The sequence below is a fragment of the Agrobacterium sp. BT-220-3 genome (genome assembly GCF_025910175.1).
Taxonomy (GTDB): Bacteria; Pseudomonadota; Alphaproteobacteria; order Rhizobiales; family Rhizobiaceae; genus Agrobacterium; species Agrobacterium oryzihabitans.
This window is the reverse complement of record NZ_JAPAIX010000019.1, coordinates 1-26,968: the sequence shown is the minus strand read 5'-3', so window position 1 is coordinate 26,968 and position 26,968 is coordinate 1. Positions and strand designations below refer to the sequence as shown.

25 protein-coding genes and 3 pseudogenes are annotated in these 26,968 nt (G+C 62.1%); 16 read left to right on the top strand and 12 right to left on the bottom strand.

The features are described from left to right. Positions 1 to 12 precede the first annotated feature (12 nt). Genes OK142_RS24110 through OK142_RS24095 form a run of 4 tightly spaced genes read left to right on the top strand, consistent with a single transcriptional unit; the run spans position 13 to position 3,236 of the window. Positions 13 to 1,134 (top strand): NAD(P)/FAD-dependent oxidoreductase, encoded by a 1,122-nt coding sequence (locus OK142_RS24110; protein WP_279878375.1) that lies wholly within the window; start codon positions 13 to 15, stop codon positions 1,132 to 1,134. Beyond that, a complete protein-coding gene (locus OK142_RS24105) occupies positions 1,118 to 1,420 on the top strand; it encodes a (2Fe-2S)-binding protein (protein WP_037094288.1) in 303 nt (100 codons plus the stop codon). Before OK142_RS24110 ends, OK142_RS24105 begins: the two co-directional genes overlap by 17 nt. After that, a complete protein-coding gene (locus OK142_RS24100) occupies positions 1,417 to 2,871 on the top strand; it encodes an FAD-dependent oxidoreductase (RefSeq protein ID WP_037094290.1) in 1,455 nt (484 codons plus the stop codon). The genes OK142_RS24105 and OK142_RS24100 overlap by 4 nt, the downstream gene beginning before the upstream one ends. Before the next feature lie 20 nt (positions 2,872 to 2,891). Next, a complete protein-coding gene (locus OK142_RS24095) occupies positions 2,892 to 3,236 on the top strand; it encodes a RidA family protein (protein WP_037094292.1) in 345 nt (114 codons plus the stop codon). A gap of 257 nt (positions 3,237 to 3,493) precedes the next feature. Here the strand turns inward: OK142_RS24095 and OK142_RS24090 are convergent, their stop codons facing one another. The 10 genes from OK142_RS24090 to OK142_RS24045 form a co-directional block, all read right to left on the bottom strand. Then, the gene (locus tag OK142_RS24090) at positions 3,494 to 4,933 is read right to left on the bottom strand and encodes an FAD-binding oxidoreductase (protein WP_052114336.1); all 1,440 of its coding nucleotides are present in this window, start codon (positions 4,931 to 4,933) and stop codon (positions 3,494 to 3,496) included. Positions 4,934 to 4,996: 63 nt separating this feature from the next. Next, complete coding sequence (gfa, locus tag OK142_RS24085) at positions 4,997 to 5,569, bottom strand: S-(hydroxymethyl)glutathione synthase (RefSeq protein ID WP_037094293.1); 573 nt, start codon at positions 5,567 to 5,569, stop codon at positions 4,997 to 4,999. A 117-nt stretch (positions 5,570 to 5,686) separates the two neighbouring features. Further along, positions 5,687 to 6,814: an S-(hydroxymethyl)glutathione dehydrogenase/class III alcohol dehydrogenase gene (locus OK142_RS24080; protein WP_177319345.1), complete on the bottom strand. Its 1,128-nt coding sequence runs from the start codon at positions 6,812 to 6,814 to the stop codon at positions 5,687 to 5,689. Between the two features lie 41 nt (positions 6,815 to 6,855). After that, on the bottom strand, positions 6,856 to 7,542 hold the full coding sequence (locus OK142_RS24075) for an ABC transporter permease (RefSeq protein WP_037094372.1): 687 nt from the start codon (positions 7,540 to 7,542) through the stop codon (positions 6,856 to 6,858). A gap of 3 nt (positions 7,543 to 7,545) precedes the next feature. Then, the gene (locus OK142_RS24070; RefSeq protein ID WP_037094370.1) at positions 7,546 to 8,253 is read right to left on the bottom strand and encodes an ABC transporter permease; all 708 of its coding nucleotides are present in this window, start codon (positions 8,251 to 8,253) and stop codon (positions 7,546 to 7,548) included. A 78-nt stretch (positions 8,254 to 8,331) separates the two neighbouring features. Beyond that, a complete protein-coding gene (locus OK142_RS24065; protein ID WP_035228494.1) occupies positions 8,332 to 9,129 on the bottom strand; it encodes a transporter substrate-binding domain-containing protein in 798 nt (265 codons plus the stop codon). A 53-nt stretch (positions 9,130 to 9,182) separates the two neighbouring features. After that, positions 9,183 to 11,147: a DUF2817 domain-containing protein gene (locus tag OK142_RS24060; RefSeq protein ID WP_081950758.1), complete on the bottom strand. Its 1,965-nt coding sequence runs from the start codon at positions 11,145 to 11,147 to the stop codon at positions 9,183 to 9,185. 117 nt (positions 11,148 to 11,264) lie between these two features. Then, on the bottom strand, positions 11,265 to 12,365 hold the full coding sequence (gene hisC, locus OK142_RS24055) for a histidinol-phosphate transaminase (protein ID WP_052114339.1): 1,101 nt from the start codon (positions 12,363 to 12,365) through the stop codon (positions 11,265 to 11,267). Positions 12,366 to 12,435: 70 nt separating this feature from the next. Then, positions 12,436 to 13,536 (bottom strand): 2Fe-2S iron-sulfur cluster-binding protein, encoded by a 1,101-nt coding sequence (locus OK142_RS24050; protein ID WP_037094369.1) that lies wholly within the window; start codon positions 13,534 to 13,536, stop codon positions 12,436 to 12,438. An 11-nt stretch (positions 13,537 to 13,547) separates the two neighbouring features. After that, positions 13,548 to 14,594, bottom strand: coding sequence for an aromatic ring-hydroxylating dioxygenase subunit alpha (locus OK142_RS24045; protein WP_037094367.1), 1,047 nt, complete (start codon positions 14,592 to 14,594; stop codon positions 13,548 to 13,550). A 122-nt stretch (positions 14,595 to 14,716) separates the two neighbouring features. Between OK142_RS24045 and OK142_RS24040 the strand changes: the two genes are divergently transcribed. Next, positions 14,717 to 15,643, top strand: a complete 927-nt coding sequence (locus OK142_RS24040) for a LysR family transcriptional regulator (RefSeq protein WP_107341697.1) — start codon at positions 14,717 to 14,719, stop codon at positions 15,641 to 15,643. Between the two features lie 395 nt (positions 15,644 to 16,038). Here OK142_RS24040 and OK142_RS24035 read toward each other — a convergent pair whose 3' ends face one another. Then, a complete protein-coding gene (locus tag OK142_RS24035) occupies positions 16,039 to 17,445 on the bottom strand; it encodes an amidase (protein WP_081950757.1) in 1,407 nt (468 codons plus the stop codon). A 97-nt stretch (positions 17,446 to 17,542) separates the two neighbouring features. Between OK142_RS24035 and OK142_RS24030 the strand changes: the two genes are divergently transcribed. Beyond that, the gene (locus tag OK142_RS24030) at positions 17,543 to 18,496 is read left to right on the top strand and encodes a LysR family transcriptional regulator (RefSeq protein WP_037094363.1); all 954 of its coding nucleotides are present in this window, start codon (positions 17,543 to 17,545) and stop codon (positions 18,494 to 18,496) included. A gap of 89 nt (positions 18,497 to 18,585) precedes the next feature. Continuing rightward, positions 18,586 to 18,741: pseudogene (locus tag OK142_RS24025) on the top strand (IS21 family transposase); the annotation flags it as partial. Between the two features lie 673 nt (positions 18,742 to 19,414). Here the strand turns inward: OK142_RS24025 and OK142_RS24020 are convergent. Further along, positions 19,415 to 20,098 (bottom strand): IS6 family transposase, encoded by a 684-nt coding sequence (locus OK142_RS24020; RefSeq protein ID WP_279878594.1) that lies wholly within the window; start codon positions 20,096 to 20,098, stop codon positions 19,415 to 19,417. Here OK142_RS24020 and OK142_RS24015 point away from each other — a divergent pair. The 9 genes and pseudogenes from OK142_RS24015 to OK142_RS23975 form a co-directional block, all read left to right on the top strand. After that, positions 20,097 to 20,624: a hypothetical protein gene (locus OK142_RS24015; RefSeq protein WP_313015874.1), complete on the top strand. Its 528-nt coding sequence runs from the start codon at positions 20,097 to 20,099 to the stop codon at positions 20,622 to 20,624. The two genes, OK142_RS24020 and OK142_RS24015, sit on opposite strands and share 2 nt — an antisense overlap. Further along, on the top strand, positions 20,621 to 21,145 hold the full coding sequence (locus OK142_RS24010) for a cytochrome b (protein ID WP_052114352.1): 525 nt from the start codon (positions 20,621 to 20,623) through the stop codon (positions 21,143 to 21,145). The genes OK142_RS24015 and OK142_RS24010 overlap by 4 nt, the downstream gene beginning before the upstream one ends. A gap of 970 nt (positions 21,146 to 22,115) precedes the next feature. Continuing rightward, a complete protein-coding gene (locus OK142_RS24005; protein ID WP_225246839.1) occupies positions 22,116 to 23,255 on the top strand; it encodes a YncE family protein in 1,140 nt (379 codons plus the stop codon). Between the two features lie 70 nt (positions 23,256 to 23,325). Continuing rightward, the gene (locus OK142_RS24000) at positions 23,326 to 23,727 is read left to right on the top strand and encodes a hypothetical protein (protein WP_094542215.1); all 402 of its coding nucleotides are present in this window, start codon (positions 23,326 to 23,328) and stop codon (positions 23,725 to 23,727) included. Between the two features lie 75 nt (positions 23,728 to 23,802). Next, positions 23,803 to 25,287 (top strand): multicopper oxidase family protein, encoded by a 1,485-nt coding sequence (locus OK142_RS23995; RefSeq protein ID WP_037094843.1) that lies wholly within the window; start codon positions 23,803 to 23,805, stop codon positions 25,285 to 25,287. After that, positions 25,284 to 25,718 (top strand): c-type cytochrome, encoded by a 435-nt coding sequence (locus OK142_RS23990; protein ID WP_037094846.1) that lies wholly within the window; start codon positions 25,284 to 25,286, stop codon positions 25,716 to 25,718. The genes OK142_RS23995 and OK142_RS23990 overlap by 4 nt, the downstream gene beginning before the upstream one ends. Positions 25,719 to 25,859: 141 nt before the next feature. After that, positions 25,860 to 26,291 carry a c-type cytochrome gene (locus OK142_RS23985; protein WP_037094849.1) on the top strand — a complete coding sequence of 144 codons (432 nt, stop codon included), beginning with the start codon at positions 25,860 to 25,862 and terminating at the stop codon, positions 26,289 to 26,291. A 22-nt stretch (positions 26,292 to 26,313) separates the two neighbouring features. Then, positions 26,314 to 26,670 (top strand): annotated as a pseudogene (locus OK142_RS23980) (Na+/H+ antiporter NhaA); the annotation flags it as partial. A 221-nt stretch (positions 26,671 to 26,891) separates the two neighbouring features. Beyond that, positions 26,892 to 26,968 (top strand): annotated as a pseudogene (locus tag OK142_RS23975) (IS6 family transposase); the annotation flags it as partial.

The window sequence follows — 26,968 nt, the reverse complement described above, 5'->3', positions numbered from 1 at the left end:
CAGAGTTCGAATATGCGGACCTTACCGGATCAGGAAATCGTCGTTGTCGGAGGCGGCCTTGTCGGGGCGGCCCTTGCATGGGGGCTGGCACGCAGAGGGCTGAAGCCGCTCGTTCTTGACGGAGAGGATCTGTCGCACCGCGCTTCGCGGGCGAATTTCGCGCTGGTCTGGGTGCAGGGCAAGGGTGTAGGCGCACCGCATTATGCCCGGTGGACGATCGCGGCGGCCCGCCAGTGGCCGTCCTTCGCGGCCGAGATCATGGAGGCGTCGGGCATCGATGTCGGGCTTCGGCAGTGGGGCGGCTTTACCTTCGGACTTGCCGAGAGCGAGATGGCGATGTGGACTGAGGAGGTCCGGTGTGTGGCTGAGGCGCTCGGGGGGGACGCTCCCGAATATGCCGTGCTTGATCATGCCGAGACCGCACGCATGCTGCCCGGGATCGGCAGGGATGTCGTCGGCGCCATCTATTCGCCGCTCGACGGGGATGTGAATTCGCTGCGCCTCTTCCGGGCGTTGCATGTCGGCATGCTCAATCTCGGAGCCGGCTACCGACCGCACAGCGATGTGACCGAGATCGTTCCCGATGCCGGCGGGTTTCTGCTGAAGGGCGCGTGGGGCGAAGTCTTTGCCCGCCGGGTCGTGCTCGCGGCCGGCAACGGCAATACCCGGCTCGCGCCGATGGTCGGCCTTGCGGCCCCGACCCTTCAGAGCAAGGGACAGATTCTCGTGACCGAGAAATGCGCGCCCTTCTTTCCCTATACGTCCACGACCGTGCGGCAGGCGGAAGAGGGGGGCGTCATGATCGGCGACAGCCAGGAAGCAGACACCAGTTCGATTGCCACCGACCAAGATATCAGCAGCGTGCTGGCCAGCCGGGCGATCCGGACATTTCCGCAACTGGGATCAGTGAATGTCGTGCGCAGCTGGTCCGGTTTTCGCGTGAAGACGCCCGATGGTTTACCGATCTACGAATGCTCTCCCACTCATCCCGGAGCGAGCCTCGTGATGTGTCATTCCGGCGTGACCCTTGCACCCCACCACGCTCACCTGATCGCCGATGCGATTGCCGACCAGGCCGCCATGCTTGCCGACAAACGCTTTTCCGGCCGGAGGTTCCATGTTTCACAGCCTTGAAAGCCCGAAGAACCGTGTGAAGATAACCGTCGACGGCAAGCATATCGAGGTGGATGCCACGGCAAACGTTGCCATGGCCCTGCTCGGCGCCGGCATCACGGCGGTGCGCCGCAGCGTCGTCGGTAATGCCCCGCGCGCACCCTATTGCATGATGGGCATCTGCTTCGAATGTCTCGTCACCATCGATGGCGTCCAGAACCGGCAGGCCTGCATGGTTCCCGTCCATGACGGAATGACGATTTCCTCGCAAAGCGGGGCAAGGACGACGGAAGAAGGCGGTAAATGACAATGCAGACGATCCGCAGCGCCGAAGACCTTGCCGCCCGTTACGATATCGCCATCGTCGGCGCCGGCTCTGCCGGCATGGCTGCCGCGGCCGAATGCGCCAAGCTCGGCCTCAACACCATCGTCTTCGATGAAAACCCCGAGGCCGGCGGCCAGATCTATCGCGCGATCACCCGCAATACGCCCGCCGCACGCCCCTATCTTGGCAAGGATTACTGGCGCGGCGCCGGCCTTTGGAATGCGTTCTCCGCCACAGCGGCAGCCTACGTTTCCGCCGCCGCCGTCTGGAGTCTGGAGCAGCAGGGCGAGGAGGCCGAACTGCGCGTCTCCGTTTCCGGCCGCAGCCGCATCGTTCACGCAAGGCGCGTGATCCTGGCGACCGGCGCGACGGAGCGGCCCATGCCGGTGCGCGGCTGGACGTTGCCGGGCGTCATGTCCGTCGGCGCCGCGCAGATCGCCCTCAAATCCGCCGGGCTGCTGCCGGAGGGGCCGGTGGTGCTGGCGGGCACCGGGCCGCTGCTTTATCTCTACGCCTCCCAGGTGCTTGCCGCTGGCGGCACCATCGACGCCATTCTCGACACGACGCCGCGCCGCAACTGGTTGCAGGCAGCGCCGTATCTTCTCTCCTTCCTATCATCCCCCTATGCCTGGAAGGGGCTTGGCCTGGTTTTGAAGGTGGCGCGTGTGGTGCGGATATTCCGCTCCGTGACGGCGCTCGAAATCACCGGCAAGGAACGCGCCGATAGCGTAACCTTCACGGCGGGCGGGAAGACGATCTCCCTGCCGGCAAAGAGCATCTTCCTCCATCAGGGCGTCATCCCTCATGCAAATCTCGCGAATGCCGCCGGCTGTGAGATGGGATGGGACGACCGGCAAAAATGTTTCGCGCCTGTCATCGACGGGCAGGGCCGTAGCACAAGGCCGTCGATTTTCATCGCCGGAGACGGAAGCGGCATCGGCGGCGCTGTCGTCGCTGAACTCGACGGGCGCATTGCCGGTCTTTCAGCCGGGCTGGAACTTCTCGGCAAACAGCCTTCGGAAGACGGGCGACGCTATATCAGGCTGCGGCAAAAGGCATTGCGGGGCCGGACCTTCATCGACCTGCTCTACCAGCCGGCCCCGTCATTCCGGGCGCCGGTCGAGAGTGATGTGGTCGCCTGCCGCTGCGAGGAGGTATCCGTCGGCGCCATCCGCGCCGCGGCGGCCGGCGGCGTTGCCGGGCCGAACCAGCTGAAAACCATGCTGCGCTGTGGCATGGGGCCGTGCCAGGGCCGCATGTGCGCGGCAACCGTCACCGAGCTTCTCGCGGATGCGCAGCACCGGTCCCAGGCCGATGTCGGCACCTATCGCCTCCGCCCGCCGATCAAGCCCGTGCCGCTCTCGGAAATTGCAGCGCTCCCTCATACGTCCGACGCGGTCTATGCCGTGACGGGCAGTCATTCCGGACATTGAACCCAGAAAGGTATCGAGAAATGGTCCAACGCTCCCTTCAAACGCCGATCATGCATCGGGTCGTCGAGCATAACGGCATCGTCTATGTCGGCGGCACGACCTGCGACGACGAAAGCCTCGACATGGCCGGCCAGACCCGCGAAATCCTCGCCAAACTCGACCGCTATCTGGCGGAAGCCGGCACGGACAAATCGAATTTGCTGACGGCCAGCATCTTCGTCACCGATCTTGGCAAGAAGCCGGACATGGACGCCGTCTGGAAGGATTGGCTCACGCCGGAATACCTGCCCACCCGCGCCACCGTCGGCGTCGCTGACCTCGGCGGCGACACGATGATCGAAATCGTGGTCTCGGCCTTTAAATGATCGAAGATTTGTCGCAGAACCGACTACCAAAAGGTGCTGCGACAATCTCTCTAAGGGTTAAAATCTGCCCGGTACTCCAACATTCTGTCGGGTTTAAAGCCCCTCTTCAGCCTGGGCAATGTTCGATGCGATGCGCCATTTGCAGCGCAGTGGAAATGCATTTTCGATATCTCGCAACTTTCTCCCTCCTAATCCATCCTGCGCGCCACCGTGGATATTCGTGCTTGAGGTTGTACAAGGCCATCGCAACTGTGAGCTTATACCAGATAGTCGTAAATCTGCAGAGAATTCCGGTTCGTTTCCTCGAGCACCTTTCCGGGATTGAGAAGTGCCGGGGCGTCGAGCGCGTCCTTTATCCGGTGCATCAGGGCGAGTTTCGCCGGGTCGGACAGAGCCGATAGCGGCGCCACCCGCTTCGCACCGATCCCGTGTTCGGCAGAAAACGACCCGCCCAGCTCTCCGATACCCCGGTAGATCGCCTCCTCGACGGCACGTGCCTTTCCGGCCGGAATGTCGCTACCGGCGCTGTTGAGCACGATGTGGAGGTTTCCGTCGGCAAGATGGCCGAAGACATAGGGATCGAACGCATCGTCGATCGCCTTCAGATCGGCAAGGCACCGTTCGAGATAGGACGCCACCTGCGAGAGGGGAACGGAAACGTCGTAGGATGGTGCACCCGGATGCTGTCGATAGATGAGGTCCGTGTCCTCGCGAAGCCGCCAGAGGTCGGTCTCCTGCGCGCCGGAAAATGCAATCACCGCTGAGGTGTCGGGATGAACGGCGCTCACGTCCTCATAGATGCGGCCTAGTTCCGATTGCAGGGCGGTCTCGTCCGCGCCGCCGAGCGTCATCAGGAGGTTGACGGGATGATCGGTGGCGTAGTCAGCGGCCGACCAGCGATGGTGGCTGGAGGTCAGGCGGAAATAGCTGTGCCAGATCGCTTCGGCGGCACGCAGATGGCCGTATTCGGCATCGAGTCCACGGCGAACCGTTTCCAGTGCTGCATCCACCGAGGCCAGGCCGAACAGCACTGTCGCGGTGGCCAACGGTTGGGGTTCGAGCTTGACGGCAATCCGCGTTATCACGCCGAGCGTGCCTTCAGCGCCGACAAACAGATGTTTCAGATCATAGCCGGCGGCGTTTTTCACGACGCGGGTCAGGTCGGAATAGACCGAGCCATCCGCAAGTACGGCCTCTAGTCCAAGGATACGATGCCGCATGACTCCCGACCGGAAGGCTGAAATCCCGCCGGCATTCGTCGAAGCCATGCCGCCGATCGTCGCCGAGCCGCGCGACGGCAGATCGATCCCCGGTTCAAGGCGATGCTCCGCGGTCGCCATCTGCAACGCCTGCAGCGTCACGCCGGCTTCCACCACCGCAACACGCTCGACGGGGCAGAGATGCAGGATGCGATTGAGCCGGGCGGTGGAAAGAACCAGTTCGCCCGATTTCGACAGACCGCCGCCCACGAGCCCGGTTCGACCGCCATGCGTGACGAGCGGCACGCCGTGGGTGCGGCAGCATCTGATAATGGCGGCAACTTCCCCGGTCGTGCCGGGGAGGACGACGGCGCCGGCGTCGAGATTTTCCGGCGCCACGCCGTAATCGATCATGGCGATCGTCTCTCCCTCCCTGAAGTTTCCCTCACCGACGATGGTACGGATTTCGGCGGTGAATTCGGGCTTCAGACGGTGCATTGGACAGGTCCTATCGATGGCATCGGGAGAGAGGGAGAGACTGGTCTTCTCAGGCTCAGGGCGTTAGGCGTGAAGCGTGCCGTTTTTCTTCGCCGTCCATGTTGCGATGTAGTCCATCAAGGCGGGGTTGAGGCAATCGTAGGGCGCGAGATCGAGTTCGCGCAGCCGGGTCCGAACGCTGTCCATCTGCGCCGGATCGGTGCCGCTTTCGATGATCGAGGAGACAAATGCCGCAAATCCGGGCTTGGCCCAGCCGCTCTCTTCAAAACGCTCCGGATGCACGAAGGACAGGCCCTTGAACGGATGATCGCGTTCGACGGGGCCGTACATATGCACGCCGCATGCCTTGCAGGCATGGCGCTGGATGAGGGCGGCCGGATCGACGACTGCGAGCTTGTCGCCGTTTTCGACGACCTCGACATTGTCGGTCGAGACGACGGCGACGACCGAGAAGATGGCACCATCAGGCTTCCAGCACTTTGTGCAGCCGCAGGCGTGGTTGTGGGCGATGTCGCCCTTGATGCGGACTGCGACGGGATTGCTTGCGCAGTTGCAGACGAGCGTGCCGCCGGAAAAGGCGGCGTCGGTCGCTTTGAACCCGCTGTCGACGGATGGATGTATCGCGATGCTTGGCATGGGCTTCTCCTCCTTCATGGCCGGCGCGGCATGCGCGGCCGATAACAGGCACCGCCAGCGCAGGCGCGGCGGTGCAATGCATGGATTGCGAGGTGCAGACGGTCTTTGAACCCGCGCTCAGTATACCACGACGCCGCGGATCGATTCACCCTTGTGCATGAGCTCGAAGCCCTTGTTGATGTCCTCGAGCGGCATCGTATGGGTGATCATCGGGTCGATCTGGATCTTGCCGTCCATGTACCAGTCGACGATCTTCGGAACGTCGGTGCGGCCGCGCGCGCCGCCGAAGGCCGTGCCCATCCAGTTGCGGCCGGTGACCAGCTGGAACGGACGCGTCGAGATCTCCTGGCCGGCACCCGCAACGCCGATGATGACAGACTTGCCCCAGCCGCGATGCGACGATTCCAGCGCCTGGCGCATCACCTTGGTGTTGCCCGTGCAGTCGAACGTATAGTCCGCGCCGCCGATCAGGTCGTTGCCGCGCTTCGTCATGTTGACGAGATAGGGCACGATGTCATCGCCGACTTCCTTCGGATTGACGAAATGCGTCATGCCGAACTTTTCGCCCCAGGCCTTGCGGTCCGGGTTGATGTCGACGCCGATGATCATGTCCGCGCCGGCAAGGCGCAGGCCCTGCAGCACGTTGAGGCCGATGCCGCCGAGGCCGAAGACGATCGCCGTCGAGCCGATCTCGACCTTGGCCGTGTTGATGACGGCGCCGATGCCGGTCGTCACGCCGCAGCCGATGTAGCAGACCTTGTCGAAGGGCGCGTCCGGGTTGATCTTGGCAAGCGCGATCTCCGGCAGCACGGTGAAGTTCGAGAAGGTCGAGCAGCCCATGTAATGGTGGATCTTGTCCTTGCCGATCGAGAAGCGCGAGGTGCCGTCGGGCATCAGGCCCTGGCCCTGGGTGGAGCGGATCGAGGTGCAGAGATTGGTCTTGCGCGAGGTACAGGAATAGCACTCGCGGCATTCGGGCGTGTAGAGCGGAATGACGTGGTCGCCCTTCTTCAGCGAGGTGACGCCCGGGCCGACGTCGACGACGATGCCCGCGCCCTCGTGGCCGAGGATGGCCGGGAAGATGCCCTCGGGGTCGGCGCCCGAAAGCGTGAAATCATCGGTGTGGCAGATGCCCGTCGCCTTCACCTCGACCAGCACCTCGCCGGCCTTCGGGCCGTCGAGCTGTACGGTCATGATCTCAAGCGGTTTGCCGGCCTGAACGGCAACGGCGGCGCGTACGTCCATGGTCTTTTCCTTCAAGAGAGTCGGTCGTTTCAGAGATTTGGCTATCGTGGCAGGTAGCGCGTCAGGCGGGCTTCAAGCAGCCGGATGATGGTGATCAGCACCAGATTGATCAGGAGGTAGAGCACGCCGGCGATGGCGAAGACCTCGAGGATCGCGTAGGTCTGGCTCATCAGGCGTTTCGCATGGCCGGTGATTTCCAGGACGGTGATGGTCGAGGCAAGGCTGGTTGCCTTGACGACGAGCACGAGCTCGTTGCCATAGGCCGGCAAGGCCTGCCTTATGGCCAGTGGGAACGTGATCCGGCGAAAACAAAGGAGCCGTGACATGCCGCAGGCCTGCGCTGCCTCGACGAGGCCGTTCGGTATCGACAGGAGACCGCCGCGCAGGATTTCCGACGTATAGGCGGCGGTGTTGAGCGCCAACGCCATCACGGCGCAATGAACGCCATCGCCGATGATCCACCACAGGACGGGATTATCCCGCACGACGGCAATCTGGCCGAGGCCATAGTAGAAGAGGAAGAGCTGGACGAGCAGCGGCGTTCCCCGGAAAACGGTGCTGTAGCCTTTGGCGAAGCCGCTGACGAGCCGGTTTTTCGAAAGCCGCATGACGGCGAGCGCAAGGCCGAGATTGAAGCCGACGGCGACGGCGGCTAGTGTCAGGACGGCGGTCAGCCCCAATCCTTTGGCCAGGGTCGGAATGGCGAGCCGGATGAGTTCGAGATCCATGGCCTATGTCCTCGTGCGGGGGCGCAGAAGGCGCTCGATCCGGTCGAAGCCACCCTGGCTGACCAGCGTGATGACGAGATAGACGACAGCCGCGATGAAATAGAAAATGAAGGGATGGCGGGTGGAGCCGGCGCCGACGAAAGCGGCACGCATCAGTTCCTGCAGGCCGACGACGGAGACGAGGGCGGTATCCTTGATGGTCGTCTGCCAGACATTGTTAATGCCCGGCACGGCAATCCGCAGCATCTGCGGTGCGATAATCCGGCGGAAGATGCGTCTGCCGGGAATGCCGAGCGCGCGGGCGGCCTCGATATGGCCGCCGGGAATGGCGGCAAGCGCGCCGCGCACGACCTCGGTGGAATAGGCGCCCGATATGGCCGCGATCGCGATGACGGCGATGACGAAGGCATAGCCGTTGCCGGCCAGCCCCACATAGCCGAAGGCGGCGGCGACCTGCCCCACGAATTCGACGGAGGAGAAGAAGAGAAGGTAGATGATCAGGAGTTCGGGCACGCCGCGCACGATCGACGTGTAGAAATCCACCGCCAGCGTCAGCGGGAAGAGCCGCGCCCATTTGATCAGGCCGCAGCCAATGCCGATGACAATGCCGAAGGCCATGCTCGCGACGCCCACGGCAATGGTGATCGCCGCGCCGCGCAGGATTGCGGCGATCCAGCCACCATCCCATACCTGCCATAATCCAAATTCCATCGGATCCGCCCAAACCTGTGTGTTGTCTTGTCGGAGGTGGTGTCTCCCGGACGATATCCGGGAGACACCATGTCGGTGTTACTTGCAGGGCCGGGAAATGTCCGTCTTGAACCAGGTCTGGCTCGCCTTGCCGATGGAGCCGTCGGCGACCAGTTCGCAAAGCGCCTTGTCGATGCGAGCCTTCAGTTCGGTGTTATCCTGAGCGATACCGACGCCCACGCCTTCGCCGAGCGTTGGATCGGAAGAGCTGGCGATCTTAACATCGACGAACTGAAAATCCTTGCCTTCAGGTTTCGCGAGGAAGTCGTCCGCCGCAGAGGTATCTGAGAACGCGGTTTCGATACGGCCGCTGGCGAGATCGATCTGCATCTGGTCGAGCGTGTCATAGGTCTTCAGATCGGCGTTCGGTGCGTTCTTCTCGAGATAATGCGCGTGGGTCGTGCCGGCCTGCACGCCGACCTTCCTGCCGTCGAGCGCCTTGATCAGGCTGTCGAAATCCTTGATGCCCGCAAGGTCCGACGTCTTCGGCGCGACGAACATGTTGGCGAGTTCGGCATAGCCGATGGAGAAGTTGATCTCCTTCTTGCGGTCTTCGGTGATCGACATGCCCGAGATGATGATGTCAAAACGCTTGGCCTTCAGCGCCGGAATGAGGCCGTCGAAGGCCTGCACGACGAACTGGCACTTCATTTCCAGCTTGGCACAGAGCAGGTTGCCGACATCGGCATCGAAGCCGGTGACGTTGCCGACGGCATCGGCCATGCTCCATGGCGGATAGGCGCCTTCCGTTCCGATCGACAATTCGCCTTCCGCGGCCTGCGCCGTGGTGAGGCCGGTGGCAAAGAGCGTGGCGAGCAACAGACTTTTCAGCTTCATGTTTTGGTTCCCCATGTTGAGCTTCGTTGTCGAGTGGGTGAGGCCGGCGGCTGTCAGAACGTCCGGGCCAGGAACTGGCGCATGCGTTCGGAGCGCGGATTGGTGAAAACCTCCGCCGGGGCACCCTCTTCCTCCACCTTTCCCTGATGGAGGAAGAGGATCTTGTGCGAGACCTCGCGCGCGAACTGCATTTCGTGCGTCACGAGGATCATCGTGTTTCCTTCTTCGGCCAGTTGCCGGATCACCCGCAGCACCTCGCCGACGAGCTCTGGATCGAGCGCGGAGGTCGGTTCGTCGAGCAGGATGAGTTTCGGGCGCATCGCAAGCGTGCGGGCGATGGCGGCGCGCTGCTGCTGGCCACCCGAGAGCTGGCCGGGATATTGGGCGTGCTTGTCGGAGAGGCCGACCTTCTTCAGCAGCGCATGGGCGTGATCGACGGCCGCCTGCCGCTCCTCCTTCAGCACATGCAGCGGCGCCTCGACGATGTTTTCGAGCACGGTCATGTGCGGCCAGAGGTTGAAGTTCTGGAACACCATGCCGACCCGCGAACGGATGCGCTCGACCTGCCGCATGTCGGCAGGAACGGCATTACCGTCCGCTGTCTTCTTCATCCGGATTTCCTCGCCGTCGATGACGATGCGTCCGTCGTTTGGCTGTTCGAGCAGGTTGATGCACCGCAGGAAGGTGCTTTTCCCCGAGCCGGAGGAGCCGATCATCGACACGACCTCACCCGGCTGCGCGGAGACGCTGACGCCGTTCAGCACGGGCAGGATGCCGAAACGCTTGTGGATGCCGTGCACCTCGATCGCCGGCCGTTCGGTTAGCCTCGGGCCATTGACGTCCGGATGGGCGACGACGGTCACCGCTGCTGCTGCCGGAACGGTCTTTTCCGGGCCGGCACCGCCGACCGTCTTGAGGTCGGCGAAGGCGCGGTCGAAATGGCGCAGCGACGCGGCAAGGCATGCGCGCTGCCAGTCTGCGTCTTCGGGAATGAAGGCGGCGCGCAGGGTTTCCTTGATCCTGCCGCCGAGCGGTGTGTCGACCTTGCCGAACAGGTGAAGCCAGTTGTCGGCCTGCACTGCGTCCGAAACGGTGGCGCCATCAAGCGTGCCGCATTCGACCACAAGCGGCAGGACACGGGCCTTCGGCAGCGCGGTTCGCACGGCCGCCGAAACATAGCCTGTCGCGGTCGCGGCAATGCCGGTATCCGTTGTTGCGTTTGCGCCGGTGACGACGATGGAAAGGGCAGGGCCGAAGATGCCGCGTCCCCAATCCAGGCCAGCATGCTCGCTTTCGGCGACGGACAGCAGCGCCGGATAGCCATAGGGACCAGCGCCCGTGTGCAGGTCGAAAACGACGACCTCGGTCGCCTGCTGCGCAAAGGTCGTGAGGATGTCGATCAGGGTGCGGTTGGACCACACAGGGCCGTCGCCGCCATAGAACAATCCATCCGGAAAGTCATACTGACCGGCTTCGATGATCGGAGCGAGGCCGGCATAGCCGCCGGACCGCCGCTTGGCCTCCTCATAGGTCTCCACGGCCGTGTCGTGTGCCGGTCCTTCCAGCACGGGACAGACGAGCGCGCCGTGCAGCGTGCCATAGCGCTCGTTTTTTGGCGGCGCTTTTTGCCAGTCGATGAAGTTGCGGTTGAGGTCGACATTGTCTTCATTCACTCGGCGCGACCACGCGGTGCCCCAGGGGTTGATGAGGTGGATGGCGAGGACGGCGGTATCGTCGGGAAGCTGCCAGGGCGTGTTCTGGGAGAGCCAGGCGGTCTGGCAGGCCGAACCGAACGGACCTTCGACCCCATGGGTGCCGGAAATCAGCACCATGAGCTTGCGGGCATCCTCGCGTCCGAGATAGGCGACATCGGTCGCAAGCCGCTCGCCATCAGGGCCATGCAGCGGGTGCAGATATTCGACGAGGCTCGCCCCGGCGGTGCGTGCCGCGGCGAGGAACCGGGTGCGCAGAGCGGAATAGTCGCCGGAAAACAGACCGGATGGCGTCAATGAGGACATGCGATGGGGCTCCCGGTTCGCTTTGGGCAGACTTGCGTTTGCGCTCATGGTTCGTTCCCTCGGGCCGTGAATCGGCCCCTGTTCTGTCTTGTCTGATCGGGGCGGCGCTGCAGCGCGTCACTCCGTGGCGAGAGCGCTCAGCGCCTCGATGAAACGGTCGTTTTCGGAGCGGCTGCCGATCGTCACGCGGATGAAGGTTTCGTAGCCGGCTTCCTTCCACGGCTTGATGATGATCCCCTTCGACAGGAAGTGATCCAGCGCCGCCCGGCTGTCCCAGCCGACATCGATGAAGAGGAAGTTCGTCTGCGATCCGGCGACGCGAAAGCCGAGGGTCGCGACGCGCTGGAAGACCCGCTGCCGTTCCCGCTTCAGTGCGACGACCGATGCGCGCATCCACGCTTCGTCCTCGAGCGCGGCAAGGGCGGCGATCTGCGCGGCGGCATTGACGTTGAACGGCGTCTTGGCCGCGGTCATGGCGCGCGCCAGGCGCAGGTCCGACGTCACGGCATAGCCGACACGCAGGCCGGCAAGCCCGTAGGCCTTGGAAAAGGTCCGCAGCACCACCCAGGAGAGATCGGTCCTTGTAAGGGTGGCAAGTCCATCGGGTGTATCGTCGTCGGTGAATTCAAAATAGGCCTCGTCCAGCACGAGCAGCGTTTGAGACGGAACCGCCGAGAGAATGCGCGTAAGGCCGTCACGGTCGAGCGCCGGCCCGACGGGATTGGACGGCGACGAGAGAAAGAAGATCGCCGGTTTTTGCGCAAGCATGGCCACAATCGCGGGGATGTCGAAATCCAGGTCCGCCCGCATGGCGACCTTCTCGACCCGCGCGCCGTTGGCGAGCGCCTCGATCTCGTGCAGGCCGAAGCCGGGACAGAGCGTCGCGACGAAGGCCTCGGGACGAAGAATAGCGCGGCACACCGCGGCGATCATCTCCTCCGAGCCGTTGCCGACGACGATGCGGTCCGCGGGAACGTCGAGCTTGTGGCTGAGGGCCGTGCGCAGCGCCGTGCAGGCCGGGTCGCAATACCGCGCCGGATTGAGGCCGGCGAGGGCGGCGGCGACCTTGGGCGAACAGCCGTCCGGGTTCTCGTTGCTGGCAAGAGCGGCGATGTCCTGCCGGCCACTGTGCTTCTGCGCGGCGGCGATATTCATGCCGGCATTGTAGGGCGGCAACCCGGCGACATGCGGGTTCAGCGGAATTTCGTCTCGGAGCATTTTCGTCACGGGTTCTCCTTCGGGTGGCGAGGCACCCCCGGTTCAGGCAGCAGCCTCTTGGTCACCGTCGCTACAGATCGAGCACGAGCGAGGATTTCGGTCGGGTACAGCACAGCAGCACCCGATCCTTCGGCATCACGTCGAGCGGCTCCTCGAAATAGTCGACCTCTCCGGAGACGAGGCCCTGTTCGCAGGTTCCGCAGACCCCCGCCCGGCAGGAGAATTCCGGCTCGATGCCCTGTGCCTCCAGGAAGGCGAGGATGGATTCACTCGTGCCGTCCCAGGCGAGCCTGCGCCCGGATTTCTGGAGGACGATATGCGGTCCGTCGCCTGCGGGGGTTTGGTCGGCCGCCGACGGTTTCACGGGTTGCGGTGCTGTCTGCGCGGCTTCCGTGAGAAGGCTTGCCGGGCCGAAGAATTCATAGGCGATACGTTCCTTGCGGACACCGAGGCCGGTGAGGATGCCATAGAGCGCCTGCATGAACGGGGGCGGGCCGCACATGTAGATGTCGTAATCGTCGAGCGGCAGAAGCTCTTGGAATGTATCGCGCGTGAGGAAGCCTTCGGAATGGCACCGCATCGCGTCGAGGTCGGCGCTTTCCGCAAAACGGTAGCAGAAATGCACGGTGATGCCGGGCCTGAGGGCGGCAAGCTGTTCGACCTCGTCGCGCAGGGCATGGACGGCCCCGTTGTCGCAGGCGTGGATGAACCAGACGGGACGGTTGCTTTCCCGTGCCAGCACATCGAGCATCGAGACCGTCGGCGTCAGCCCGACGCCGCCGGAGAGCAGCACGACGGGCCGGCTGCTCGCCGTGTCCAGCTTGAAGGCGCCGCGCGGCAGGTCGATCTCGACGACGGCGCCGGGCTCGATTTGGTCATGCAGCCAGCACGAACTCACACCCGCCGGCACGTCCTGCGACGGTGCGGCCTCACGCTTCACGGTGATCCGGTACGTGCCTTCCTCGCGCGGCGACGAGGAGACCGTATAGTTGCGCAGGACATAGCCCCCCTTGCGGTCGGGAACCCGTATCGTGAGAAACTGTCCGGCCTCGAACGGCCGCCAGTGCTGCCGATCGAGAGGGGCAAGTCGGAAAGATGTGATTGTGGTGCTTTCGCGCACCTTCGAGATCACCTCGAAGGGGCGGAAGCGCGAGGCCGCGGCGTCCAGCATTCGGGCGATCCTTACTCAGCCGCTGCGCTGGCAGGCACGGCTTGCGCCTCGGCGGCAATCATCTGGGCCAGCTTGCGGCGGAAGCGCATCGGACCGACATCGATCTTCAGATCGAGGTTCGGCGTCTGCATGTTCGCGATACCGTGATGGACTGCTTCCAGCACGACACGGTCCTCTTCGAAGGCGCCCCGCACGGATTTGGCGAAGCTCTCCGAGACCTTGGGATCATTCGGCGCGAAATTGCGCATCTGGAACCAGTAATATTTGGTGCGGTTTTCATCGACCGGCGTCATGAAGTTGTAGCTGTCCATGAGGAAGGTGTTTTCCGGCAGCGCGCGGCCTTCGCCGCCCGTGTGAGCCGGGGCGAAGATCGCCTTGATGATGGCGTTGCTCGGATAGCGGACCTCGTAGTGCTGCTTGCGGTCCGTATTGCCCTCGAACTGCAGGAAGGGGGCATAAAAGGGCGCCGGTTCGGAGTCGATCATCCAGCGCCAAACGGTCACTCCATCGTCCTTCACGGTTGTCTCCAGCGGCGTTTCCTCGCAGGCCGAGCTTGCGAAGGACGACTGATGGACCCAGGCAACGTGGGACGGATCGAGCAGGTTGTCGGTCATGTAGAGGTAGTTGCAGTTGAGCGTCATCGACTCGCCGCGATTGATGCCCCAGGCCGGGTCATCGAAATATTCCACCTCGAAAATGTCCTTCGGGTCGGCCTTGTCCGCCTCGCCCATCCAGATCCAGAGCAGGCCGTAGCGCTCATGGACGGGGTAGGAACGCACCTTGGCGACATGGGGAATACGCTCTGCACCCGGGACGCGCGTGCAGGTGCCCGAACAGTCGAAGGTCAGGCCGTGATAGCCGCATTCCACGTCGTCGCCCTTGATACGGCCCATGGAGAGCGGCAGCTTGCGATGGGGACAGGCATCCTCCAGCGCGGCGGCCTGACCATTCTGCAGGCGGTAAAGAACGATCTTTTCGCCGAGGATGGTGACGGGCTTCAGCTCGCGGCTTACCTCGTGATCCCAGGCCGCGACGTACCAGGCATTCTTGAGAAACATCTCGCTCTCCTTGCTTTTTGCCAAGTGAGTGTTTGTCATTTTATGTGTCTCAACAAGTTGCTAGTAGCTGCATTCTTTTTTAGAAAAACTGAATTGGAGTGATTTGCCTCAGGAGAGTTACGATGTTGAAACCGTCCTTGCGTGGCCTCCAAGCCTTCGAAGCAGTCGGGCGATGCGGCTCGGTCAGTGCCGCTGCGGAAGATCTCGGTGTGTCCCCCGGGGCTGTTAGCCAGTTAGTCCGCAACCTCGAGCAGTGTCTTGGATTAACGCTGCTGGAGCGGCGCGGAAGGCGCGTCGAATTGTCGTTATGGGGACGATTGTACTACCGGGAGGTCGCCTTGGGCTTTCAACAGCTTTCCCGTGCGGCAAGCGTGTTGACGCGTGCCAGGAACGAGACCGGGCTCGTTCTAAGCGCCCTGTCGTCGGTGGCCAACAGATGGGTAGGGCGCAAGATTTTTGACTGGCAAGCTCTCTATCCGGAATCGAGCGTGCGCATCCTGGGAGAGGAGCGAGAGCCGCATATGGGCGTTGAACAGGTCGATTTCCGCATTACTTACGGCCGGCGCTCCCATGCCCATGAACATGTCGCGCACCTGTTCACCGACTGGGTCGTGCCTGCCTGTTCACCCTCACTAATCGCAGGGGATATTCTGCAATCACCGAAGGATATTCTTAAGTTTCCACGCCTTGATGTGGAATGGGAGGCTGACTACAAGGCTTCGCCGCAATGGAGGGATTGGGCCGCCCTCATTCAGGCCGATGGCCATCCTGAATTCTCGGGCCTTTCGTTTACGCTCTCAAGCAGCGCTATTGATGCAGCGGTGAATGGCAGGGGATTTGTGCTTGCCCAATTTTCTATGGCACAGGACGAGATCGCCTCTGGTGCCCTAGTGATACCCTTCGATGTTCGAATGAAACTGTCTGAAAGCTACTATCTGGCCTGGGACAGAACGGCCCTTGAAAAACCCTTCGGACAGAGGTTCCACAAATGGCTCATCGGTGTGGCGAGGCAACAAGAATTGCTTTCCGCCCCGCCGACAGGTTCGTAAGTTGACGTGGTCGCGAGCGAGTTGTTGTTTGTTTGCGGAGCTGTCGCATGATTGTGGCCCTTCGAAACTGCGTAAAGCCTCCTGGGAAAGTTGCGATCGGGATACCGTTGATTGATAGCTCGCGCCGAGGCTCAGCATCGGGTCGTCTTCGTAGATCTCGCGACTTTTCCGCCGTGCTCCAGTGATGGCGACGCTCGGCGCATGCGAGCACCTAATTCCTATGTTTGCTGCCACTCATAAATGAGGACCTTGCTCTCACCTTACCTAGATGGGAGAGCTTGGGCCCCATTTAGAGGGCTATTTCTAAATATAGATAATGGTGAGCGCCAGGACGATGAGCATGGGGATGTTCATCAGCGTCAACGCATTAAGGGAGGAGGAGACGATATCCTACGTCACGTTCCTGCGAGGAGGCCACCTGTCGCTTCTGCTGCATCGAGCACGAAACCGTCCATGCCGCGCGGACCGACGATCTGCAGGCCGACCGGCAAACCCTCCGCCGTCCCACAGAATAGAGTACAGGCCGGCTGCTGCGACAGGTTGATCGGATAGCTGAAACCAGCCCACTTCGTCCAACGCTCCGGGCCTGAGCCTTCCGGGAACTCTCGACCGGCCGCGAAGGGTAAGCACGCGGTCGCCGGGGAGAGCAGGAGTTCGTAATCGGCAAGCAATTGATCCATCGCGGCGCCATAGCGGGCACGGGCCTGCTGGGCGGCAATATAGTCCCCCAAACCGAGACGACCTCCCTCCGCCGCGGCTTCGACGAAGCCCGGATCCAGATCCTTGTGCATCTCGGTTGGAATTTGTGCAAGGCGGCTTGCAGCTCCCGCCATCCAGTGTGCGTGGAACATTTCACGGAGGTCTTTGCCAGGCAGAAAAACAGGCTCGATGATGGCGCCGGCCGTCTCGATCTGCCGGGCAGCATTGAGGATCAGCCGTTCGATCGCTGGGTCGACCGCCCCCGTCGGCGGTGTCATCCAGAGGCCGACCTTTCGCCCCTTCCAATCGAAGCGCTGAGCATCAAGCGAAGGCATTTCGCCCCACGGCTGGCTCCAGTCCCGAAGGCTGCGGCCTCCCATCGCCGCCAGCATCGCCCGCGCATCCGCAGGGCTACGGGTCATCGGACCAATATGGGCGACCGTCCCGAAGACGCTTGGCGGATCCGCCGGCACCCGTCCGAAGGTCGGCTTCAGGCCGAAGGTTCCGGTGAAGGCCGCAGGCACCCGGATCGAACCGCCACCATCCGTGCCGAGGTGAAGAACGCCCGCACCCGTGGCAGAGGCAACGGCGGCGCCACCGGATGATCCACCGGGCGTCAGCTCGGGATTCCAAGGATTGCGCGTGATCCCGAATTCCGGGCTGTCGGTCACGGCCTTCCAACCGAATTCCGGCGTCGTGGTCTGGCCGATAAAGACGGCACCGCCTGCCCTTAGCCCGGCAACCGACGGCGCATCGCGGAGCATCGGTGCGGCGTCCGTGGACCGGCTGCCATAGCGCACCGTCCATCCTTTGACATGCACGATATCCTTGAGCGTGGTCGGCACGCCGTCGATTGCCGAGCGCTCGGCGCCAGCCCGCCAGCGCGCCTCGGCAGCGCGCGCGGCCTGCAGGGCGCCGTCGCGATCGATGAACGTGAAGGCGTTGAAGCGGGACTGAGCCTCCTCGGCACGCGCGAGGGTCGCTTCGGCCACCTCGACCGGCGAAAGCGCACCAGATCCGAAGGCAGCGGAAAGGGCTGCGACATCGATGCGGCAAAGTTCCGGGGCATCGGAGATTGGCGGAATGGATGGGTGGCTGTTCAACGATGTCTCCCATGAAAACCAGTGAAGACAGCTTGGCCGAAATAGGGCATTCTATAAAATGCAAAATATGATGCTGTTTCTTACATGGAATAGATGAATGAACCTGACCCTTCGCCAGCTTCGCTATCTCGTGCTCGTTGCCGAGACAGGATCGATCTCGGCTGCCGCGCGCGTCTGTCGGATCGCCCAGTCGTCCATCCTCGCAGCGATGGGACAGGCGGAAAGCCAAATGGGTTTCAGGCTCTTCGAACGCCGGCCATCCAAGGGGGTAACGCTCAGCTCAAGCGGCGAGCGGTTCATAGCATCGGCGCGCCGCCTCCTGGCGGCCGAGGCGGAATTCGAACGTGCAATGGACAAGTTCGCTTCGGGAATGCCGCCTGTCCTGAAGATCGGCTGCTTCGAGCCCTTCGGCGCCCTATTCTTGCCCGAACTGCTGCACAGGTTCGTTGCCGGAAGCGGGGCTGAAATCCAGCTCTTCGAGGGCGAACAGCCGCAACTCCTGACCTGGCTTGAATCGAACACGGTCGATGCGATCGTAGCATATGATATTGGCCCGGGCCTCCCTCCGGATGCTGTTACCCTTGCCCACGTACCGGCGCACGCTTTGCTTCATGCCGACGATCCCCTAGCGCAAAAGGAGTGCCTAAGCCTGGCTGAACTGGTGACGCGGCCGCTGGTGCTGCTCGACCTGCCGCAGACCTCTGGATATCTTGTCACGCTCTTCGATCTTGCGGGACAGAAGCCGCAGATTTCGTTCCGCACGCGCGGCTACGATACGGTGCGCGCCGCCGTCGCCTCTGGCTTCGGTATGTCGATCCTCAACATGCGCCCCATCGGGCTTGGGAGCCCCGATAGCGACCTTCTCGTACGTCGGCCGCTGGTCGAAATTTTGCCGATGCCACGCCTGATGATCGCAGATCGATACGGAGGCGCAAAGCCAACCTTCCTGCGCAATTTCATAGAACTGGCGCGTACATTCTTCACAGAAATCGGTCCGGAAAACTACGCCGTCGTCTTACCGGACCGATACTCCCGCCTTGTTGCAACTTAGGCAGTCTGGACGGATTTGGCCAAAAGGAATGCTGCCGCGAGCGCGACGATTACTGTGAAGTTCCGCCTTGTTTTCTCGCATCTTAGGGTGACACGCTTGAAAAACGGATCGTGGACCGGGCGCATTTTGTCGGTGTGGCCGGCTCCGAAGGACTGGTGCGGACCGCCGCCGCCATCTAGCTTCCTCCTCCCGCCCGGTTGCGCCCGCTTGCGGAATACGAAGCGGTTGTCGGTGGAAGCTGGTGATGACGACCGTCGATCACGACGTACTGATCGCGACGCTGGGCCAGATGAAGCTGACGGCGATCGGTGACCAGCTCGACACGCTGCTGGACGGGGCGGCCCGTCGATCTATTCCGTCGACGAGTTTGCCGATCGCTACTCACTGCCGCTCGACGAAACGGCCGATTACCACCCCGCTTCGGCCCCGATCGCGACGAGCTCGATGCTTTCATGGCAGCCAAAGCCGAGGCGGATGCCAACCGCGCCCCGTTACGCCACCGGAAAAATTAGAAACGGCGTCAGAGCCGCCGCGTCGCTCGTCTGCGCGAGCTTGATTTTCAATCATTTCCGTTAATACCAGGAGCGTCTCAAGAGGCGTCTTCCCATTGCTATGTTCGTTCGCCACGCGGGCCAGCAAAAGTTTCGTAAATGAAGACACGTGGTTCCTCTTCAAAGAGCAGTGGATATTTGGCATGAAACGCAGGCTAACGTTCTAAGACCAAGAGCTTCGGCCCTAAGTCGGCGGTACTAGATATATAGACTCTCACCGTCGCCTGCCGCGCGCAACCGAAAGCGCCGCTCCGATCGCACCACCGGTTACCACGCCCGCTGATGGTGGCGTCGCCTTAACCGAGTTTGGGATGCGGTAGTCTCTTCGACCTGAACTTCACGCATCAATCGACAAAGCGATTTCCCGCTAGGTCGAGATGGCGTGAGTGCGAAGCTGGCGATGGTCTGCGGCGGTCAAGTCTTTGCGGTGAAGAAGGAAGAGATTGGCGATCTGGCCGTGAGTGGAGACGAAACGCTGACATTGCCGCGCGGACTTGAAGCGCATCATGCGCCGCTCTCGTCGTCGCACAGCAAGATGGGAATTTTCAGCCTGGTTGTTCAATCCCTTGTGCGAGCGATGTTCGACCTTCGGCATCAAATCCGCCTTCGCAGCCGAATAGGAACGCAGCTTGTCGGTCAGCATCATCCGCGGGGCGATACCTTGACCCTTGAGCAGTTTGCGCATCAGACGCAAGGCTGCTGCCTTGTTCCTTCGGCTTTGCAAGAGGGCGTCGAGAACGTAGCCGTTGGCATCGACGGCGCGCCACAGCCAGTATTTCTTTCCCTTGATCGTCACCACCATCTCATCGAGCTGCCACTTGTCGGCAAACTGGCCTCGTGAGCGGCGTCGGAGCTGATTGGCGAACTTCAAGCCAAATTTCGCCGCCCATTCCGAGACGGTCTGGAATGAGACGTTGATGCCGCGCTCGGCCAACAGATCTTCGACGTCGCGTAAACTGAGCGGAAATCGGAAATACAGCCAGACCGCATGGGTGATGATCTCGGCAGGAAAGCGGTGGCGTCTGAAGTGGGCGGCAGGGAATTCGGTCATGACAATCCGAATATCAAGTCGGCTAAAACAGGCGGTTAAGGCGACGCCACCCTTCGACGTCCTGGCGGTTCTTCAAAACGCGCCGGATGCGCCGGACGATCTGCGACGCCGCGCGATCCTGTTGGCGGGCGCCGCGCTTGAGATCGGTGGAAAGGCCGCAAAGGGGAAAGGTGAAGCGCTTGCGTTGGCGACCTTGGTCGACGGTCGTGCCTGGTCGAAGTTCATGGCGATCTGCGAGGCGCAAGGCGGACTTCGTGAGCCACCGAAGGCCGCACAGGTTCATCCGTTGATCGCGTCGCGCGCCGGCCGCGTCGTCCATATCAACAATCGCAAAATCGCCCGACTCGCCAAGCTCGCCGGAGCGCCGGAGTCGAAGGCGGCAGGCGTCCAAATGGCCGTCCGCCTCGGCGACGAGATCGCCAGCGGCCAGCCGCTTTTGCACGTTCACGCCGAGACGGCTGGTGAACTTGGCTACGCACTGGACTATGCCGCGCATGCAGGCGACCTTTTCGAGGTCGAAAGTTGACGTGGCGGCTGTCCATTTGGATACGCCGGCACCGTTCGGCCGGCGCATTCTCGATCTACCAGCGCTTGATGCACTGGATGGTCCTTATCCTGTGTATCATCCAGGTCCCCACGGCCTGGGCGATCCAACGCACGCACATGGCGCACCTTTTCTTGAAACCTAAACCCTTCGACCTTTTCCTGCATCAGGTTCACGCCTGGAGCGGATGGCTGATTATGGCGCTGGCGCTCAGTCAACTTATTCTGCGCTTCACATATGGCCGACCACCTCCGATCCAGGGCATGTCGGTGCTTGAGCGCATGATCGCAGGGGTCACTCATGCGGTGCTCTACGGCCTATTGCTCGCACTGCCGATCACAGGCACGATCGCTATGTACGTGACGTTCCGCATCGCTTCCCTGCACAGCCTGCTGAGCTGGATGCTTCTGGTCGTTGCGACCACTCACGCCCTCGCTGCTCTGTGGCATCACTTCTGGCGTCGCGACGACGTGCTGCGGCGAATGATCAGGAACACGAAATAGCGCGCCGGACAGTCAGCCCACGGGTAAATTCTATCTAGTCGAGCGCGCTTCTCCGCGCGAGCAGCACACTCATTTGCGGAGATTGGCGCGCAGGTCGTTTCGGTGAGCGGCCTCGCAAGCATTGATCCCTACGTGTTTGATGCAGCGCAAAGTGATCATTCTGGATCTGCGCTAGATTTGCCCCCAGTTTCTACATTCAAGCAAACCGAAGGATGAGCCGTGGTGGCCGCCGGCGTGACAATGGTCAAGGCGTTCAGAAGGTCGCATAATTGGGCGACCGCCTTGCGGCGCGGGTTTATCCTTTTCTTCGCCATCGCGTTCGGGCTTACGGCGTTTCTCACAGATGGCGGGCATCAAGCGCGTGCTGCTTCAAGGGAGGGCATCCCGGCGCTCATGACTCAAGCTGGGGATTGTGCCGACCTCCTCGTGCGCATGCCCTGCGACAACGATACCCAACGCGGCGCCGAGCACCCGTGCGACAGCGGTCACTGCCTGTCGAGCCTCGGGTGCTTCCTCTGCGCTCCGCTGAACACGGCCTGGAGCTGGCGCACGTTGAACGCCGAGACAGTCTCGCCGGCTGCATCGCCCGTGCCCTCATCCGCGGAGTTGCGTCGTCAGAAGCGACCTCCGCGATCCATCTTGGTCATCTGAGCACCTTCGGCCTGTTCTGTCCGTGTGCTCCAGCCGACCCGAGGACTGGCACAATGCCTTAGTCTTCCGACCGTGCGCGTCCCAGGCCGCCCAACGATACGGCCGAGGAGACGAGCCGTTCTGCGTGACGCCGACGTGACATAGCCTCCAATCGTCGGCTGCCGGCGAGCCAGAAAGGGCCATGCACGGACCTTGCCGAAATCGGTAGGCAGCGGCACGCGAGGAAGTCTTCGGTATCCGCACGCCGGGCCACTTTTCAAACTCACCTCAAGATGTGCTCGAGCAGCCCGCAAGGCTGCGAGCCGAGGAGCTGAATACCATGTTAAAGACCCACTCGACCCGTTCGATTTCCATCACCGCGGCAGTCCTGACAGCAACCGCGATTCGCAGACGTGCGGCCATGCTGGCCTTCGCGACGGCATCGGCCCTGGTGCTTGCTATTCCGTTCGCCGCCACCGTCCGAGCGGAGCCTGCTGCAACCGGCTTCGTCTATACGGCCGATGAATTTGGCAACACCGTTAGCCGCATCGACCTTACCACGGAAAAGATCGACATCGTTCCGGTCCCGATCACGCCCCACAACGTGCAGTTCGTATCGGGAAAAGATTTGGTGCTGGCGGTGGGCCTGCCGGTCGCCGGCAAAGCTGAAGACGCTCATGCGTCCAATGGGGCTGGCCATGGCGGCGACGGACATGGTGATGCCGCTGTCGCAGGCCAATTGATCGTCCTCGACGCGGCCGATATTTCCTCCGGCGTGAAGGCGTCGATCCCCGTGGGTGGGCATCCTGCGCATGTGATCGCAGACGCGCAAGGCAATCGCGCCTACGTCTCGAATTCCGAAGACGACAGCTTGTCGGTCGTTGATCTTGCCAAGGGCGAGGTCGTCGCCACGGTCGGCACCGGCGACTACCCCCACGGCCTGCGGATGAGCCCGGATGGAAGCGCCATCTATGTCGCGAATGTCCAGGACGGTACTGTTTCGGTTATCGACACAACGGCGCTTTCGGAAGTTGCCAGGATCAAGGTGGGCGTTGCGCCCGTCCAGGTCGGCTTCACACCTGACGGAAAGCGGGTCTATGTCTCGCTGCGCGATGAAAACAAGGTCGCCGTTATCGACACGCAGTCGCGCGAGGTGATCGCACGCATCAATGTCGGCCGTTCGCCCATCCAGGTTTACGCCACGCCTGATGGCCGGCTGGTTTACGTCGCGAACCAGGGAACCGAAACGGAGCCGGATGAGACGGTCTCGGTTATCGATGTCGTAGGCGGGAATGTCGTGAAGACCATCCAGACGGACAAGGGCGCTCACGGCGTGACGGTCGTTGCCGACGGAGCCTTTGTCTTCGTCACCAACATCGTGGCCGGGACCGTTTCCCAGATCGACGTCGGCAGCCAGTCCGTGGTCAAGACATATGCTGTCGGCAAGGGACCGAACGGCGTCACCTATCAGGCGCAGTGATGCAACGTCGGGGCGGCGCTTCGCCGCCCCGCACGACCTAAGCCTCAAACCTATGAGCAGGACGGCCGGCATGCAGGCTTCATCAATGGACAAAGGGTCGGCGAGGCTCTATTCTTTGCCCATGCTTCGCGCGTTGCTTATCATTGTTACAACCATCTCGCTTGCCGCTGCTTCTTTTGCCGTTCAAGCACACGAGACCCGCATGTCCGGGATGTTGGAACGCGCCGCGCTGACGCAGCACATGGAGCAAGCCTCTTCTTCGATGGCCGCTTGCAGCGAAGGGAAATCCTGCAAAGCAGATGCCGGATTGTGCACCTTCGCCTGCGCCGGAATATCGGCCTGGCTTCCGGTTGTGCGTACTTCGGCAAAGCAAATCAGCTCGCGGCAAAAATATCCCTTCCCGCCGGATGCCGTCTTCGTTGCGGCAGCTCCCGGCCGGAATGATCGCCCTCCTATATCGCGCCTCCTCTGAGCCTGCGGCGGGGCTGATCCCGCTGCGATCCATTTGGACCTTTCAGGCGGGACAGATCGTCCCGAGGTGACGAATATGACGACCTTTTCACGACGCGGCTTCCTCGCCGCCAGCGCAGCCATGCTTGCTGCATCCCATTTCCCCATCAGGGCCTACGGCCAGGACGCGGCTGCGATCCGCCTGGCCGCCACCAGCCGCACGCTCGATATAGACAATCGACCGGCCACCGTTTTCGGACTTGCTGGTCCCAACGGGCAGGGGCTGCTCCTCGATCCGGGCGAGCGATTTCGGGTGGATCTGACCAACGATCTCGCCGAGTCCACGATCATTCATTGGCACGGCCAGATTCCCCCGAACGCTCAGGACGGCGTCCCGGATATGCCGCAGCCGCTTCTTCAGCCCAGTGAAACGCGCAGCTTCGATTTCGCGCCCCAGCCCGGAACGCACTGGATGCACAGCCATGTGCCGATCCAGGAAATGCGATTGCTCGCCGCGCCGCTGATCGTCCGGAGGGCAGAAGACCTATCCGCCGATCGGCAGGAAGTCGTCCTGTTCCTGCACGACTTCGCGTTCAAGACACCGGAAGAAGTGCTGGAAGAGATCACCAGCGCAAGCGCTGATGGACATGGCGCTGCCGGCATGTCACGCGCGATGCAAGGCATGAACCATGGCGGCATGCCTGGAATGAACCAGGGCGAGGCCGGGGGAATGGGCTCGATGGCCATGGATATGGGTAACATGGCGATGGATCTCAACGACTACGACTGGGATGCCTATCTCGCCAATGACCGAACCCTGTCCGATCCCGATGTCGTTCAGGTCGAACGCGGCGGCCGGGTTCGCCTCCGTGTCATCAACGCAGCCGCAGCCACCGTTTTCTGGATCGACACGGGCGAAGCACAAGCCCGGCTCGTCGCCGTCGACGGGCATGAGGTCCAGCCGGTCGCGGGTTCGCGGTTCGGGCTGGCCATGGGGCAGCGTCTCGACCTGGAGATCGACCTTCCAAATGAGACCCGCGCATGGCCGATTCTGGCGCTCAGGGAGGGCGAACGTGAAAGGACCGGCATTATTCTCGCCCCCGCGGGCGCCACGATCGACAGGATCGATTCCCTTTCAGCGAATGACGCCCCGGCCTTCGACACGGACTTGTCTCAGGAGTCACGGCTGGTCGCTGTCGACACGCTTGCCGCCCGTCCGGTGGATCGAAGCCACATGATCATGCTCGGCGGCTCGATGCAGCCCTATGTCTGGACCATCGACGGAGCAACATGGGGCAAGCATCGGCCGGTTGCCGCAACGAGCGGCGATCGGGTGGAACTGATGTTCCACAATATGTCGATGATGGGGCACCCGATGCATCTGCATGGGCATGCATTCCAGGTTGTTGGCATCAACAGGCGACGCTTCGAAGGTGCGCGCCGCGATACCGTGTACATACCGCCGATGTCGATGGTCACTGTTGCCCTTGATGCCGGCGAGGCCGCGAGCTGGATGTTGCATTGCCATCATATGCCGCATCTGGCCACCGGGATGATGACCGAGTTCAGGATCGCTGCATGAAACCGCTCTGGATCGCGGTCGCCGCAACTCTCCTGGCGGCGGCCGGTGCGATCTTGGTCGGAAAGGGACGGTCCGGTCAGGAGGCGAGCGATCGCATCGCCCTTGGCCGGGCAGTCTATCTAGCGAACTGTGCGAGCTGTCACGGCACGAAACTCGAAGGCCAGCCCGACTGGCGCAGCCCGGGCACGAGCGGCCGCCTTCCGGCGCCGCCGCATGACGAGACCGGTCACACCTGGCATCATTCGGACAGGCAGCTCCTCGCAATCATCACCGATGGGACCGCCGCGGTGGTTGGCGGTGGCTACGAGAGTGACATGCCCAGCTTTCGGGAGGCTCTGACCTCCGCCGAGATCGAGGCTGTCCTCGACTACATCAAGAGTACCTGGCCGCAGCGAGAGGCAGACTACCAACGCCGCATCTCGAACGGCTGACACGCCGGAGGCCACGAAAACAATTTCGTGGCCCCACATCGCCATCGCGCGCCGCCCCACCACCACATTCATGCCGACGGGTTCGGCAGTTGATGGCGGCAGAGAGGGTGTTCGGCGGCCTAAAGACATAAGGATTCACAAATGAACAAGAGAAACGTCTTCGCTCTGCTCGTCGCCGCGGCAGCGGTTGCGGGCTTTGCGCTTTGGAATCGAACCGGATCGGAAGACGAAGCCAGAAGAGGAGTATCGGGCCAGGGGACGGCATTGTCGGTTGTCGTGCCTTCGTCATTGTCCGACACCGCAAAGATGGGAGAACGAGCTTTCAACGCCGTCTGTGCAGCGTGCCACGGCAAGAACGCGGCCGGAACCGATGCCGGCCCGCCGCTCATCCATCGGATATACGAACCTTCTCACCACGGAGACTACGCCTTTGAAATGGCCGTCGCCAACGGCGTGCGCGCGCATCACTGGAAATTCGGAAACATGCCTCCTCAGCCGGGTCTGACGAGGGCCGACGTCGCTACGATCGTGGCCTATGTGCGCGAGCTTCAGCGGGCGAACGGCATCAATTGAGGAGCATTGGCGGCGAGATATCCTGAACAGGAACAACCTGGAAGCCTTGCAAGGATGGGCGATCCCAACAGCGACCGATATCGCGTTCGCATTGCGTGTTCTTTCCCTGTTCGGCTCGCGTGTCCCAGCCTCGCTAAAGATATTCCTGGCGGCGTTGGCGATCATCGACGATCTCGGGGCGGTCATCGTTATTGCTGTGTTCTATACCGCTGATATGAACCTCATGCCGCTCGCCGGTGCGGCACTCGTGTGGGGCAATCTTTTCATCTTCAGCAAGATGAAGGTGAAGGCTCTGTGGCCTTACCTTTTGCTCGGCGCAGTGCTGTGGGTCCTTGTTTTCGCCTCCGGCGTTCATGCCGGACAGCGCGGACCCCTTATCATCCGGACGCGGCGGTAAACAGATATGAGCATTGGTTGATCTGCTGCGCATTTAGGCAGCAGATCAACCGCGAGAAATCTTGCACCAAAAACAGGCTTTCACATGTAGGGCGTTAGCCTTGCTCATCGGAGAGTTGAACTGGGCTTGTCGCAAATTCTCCTAGTTAACTGGATGTTGACCATCTGAAGAGAAATCCGCTCCAAATGTTGTGGAGTGGACCGATGATTCTGAATGCCATTACCGAGAAGCTGAAGCGCCAATCGAAGGACGATTTCAAAGGGCGTCATTTCGAGGCATG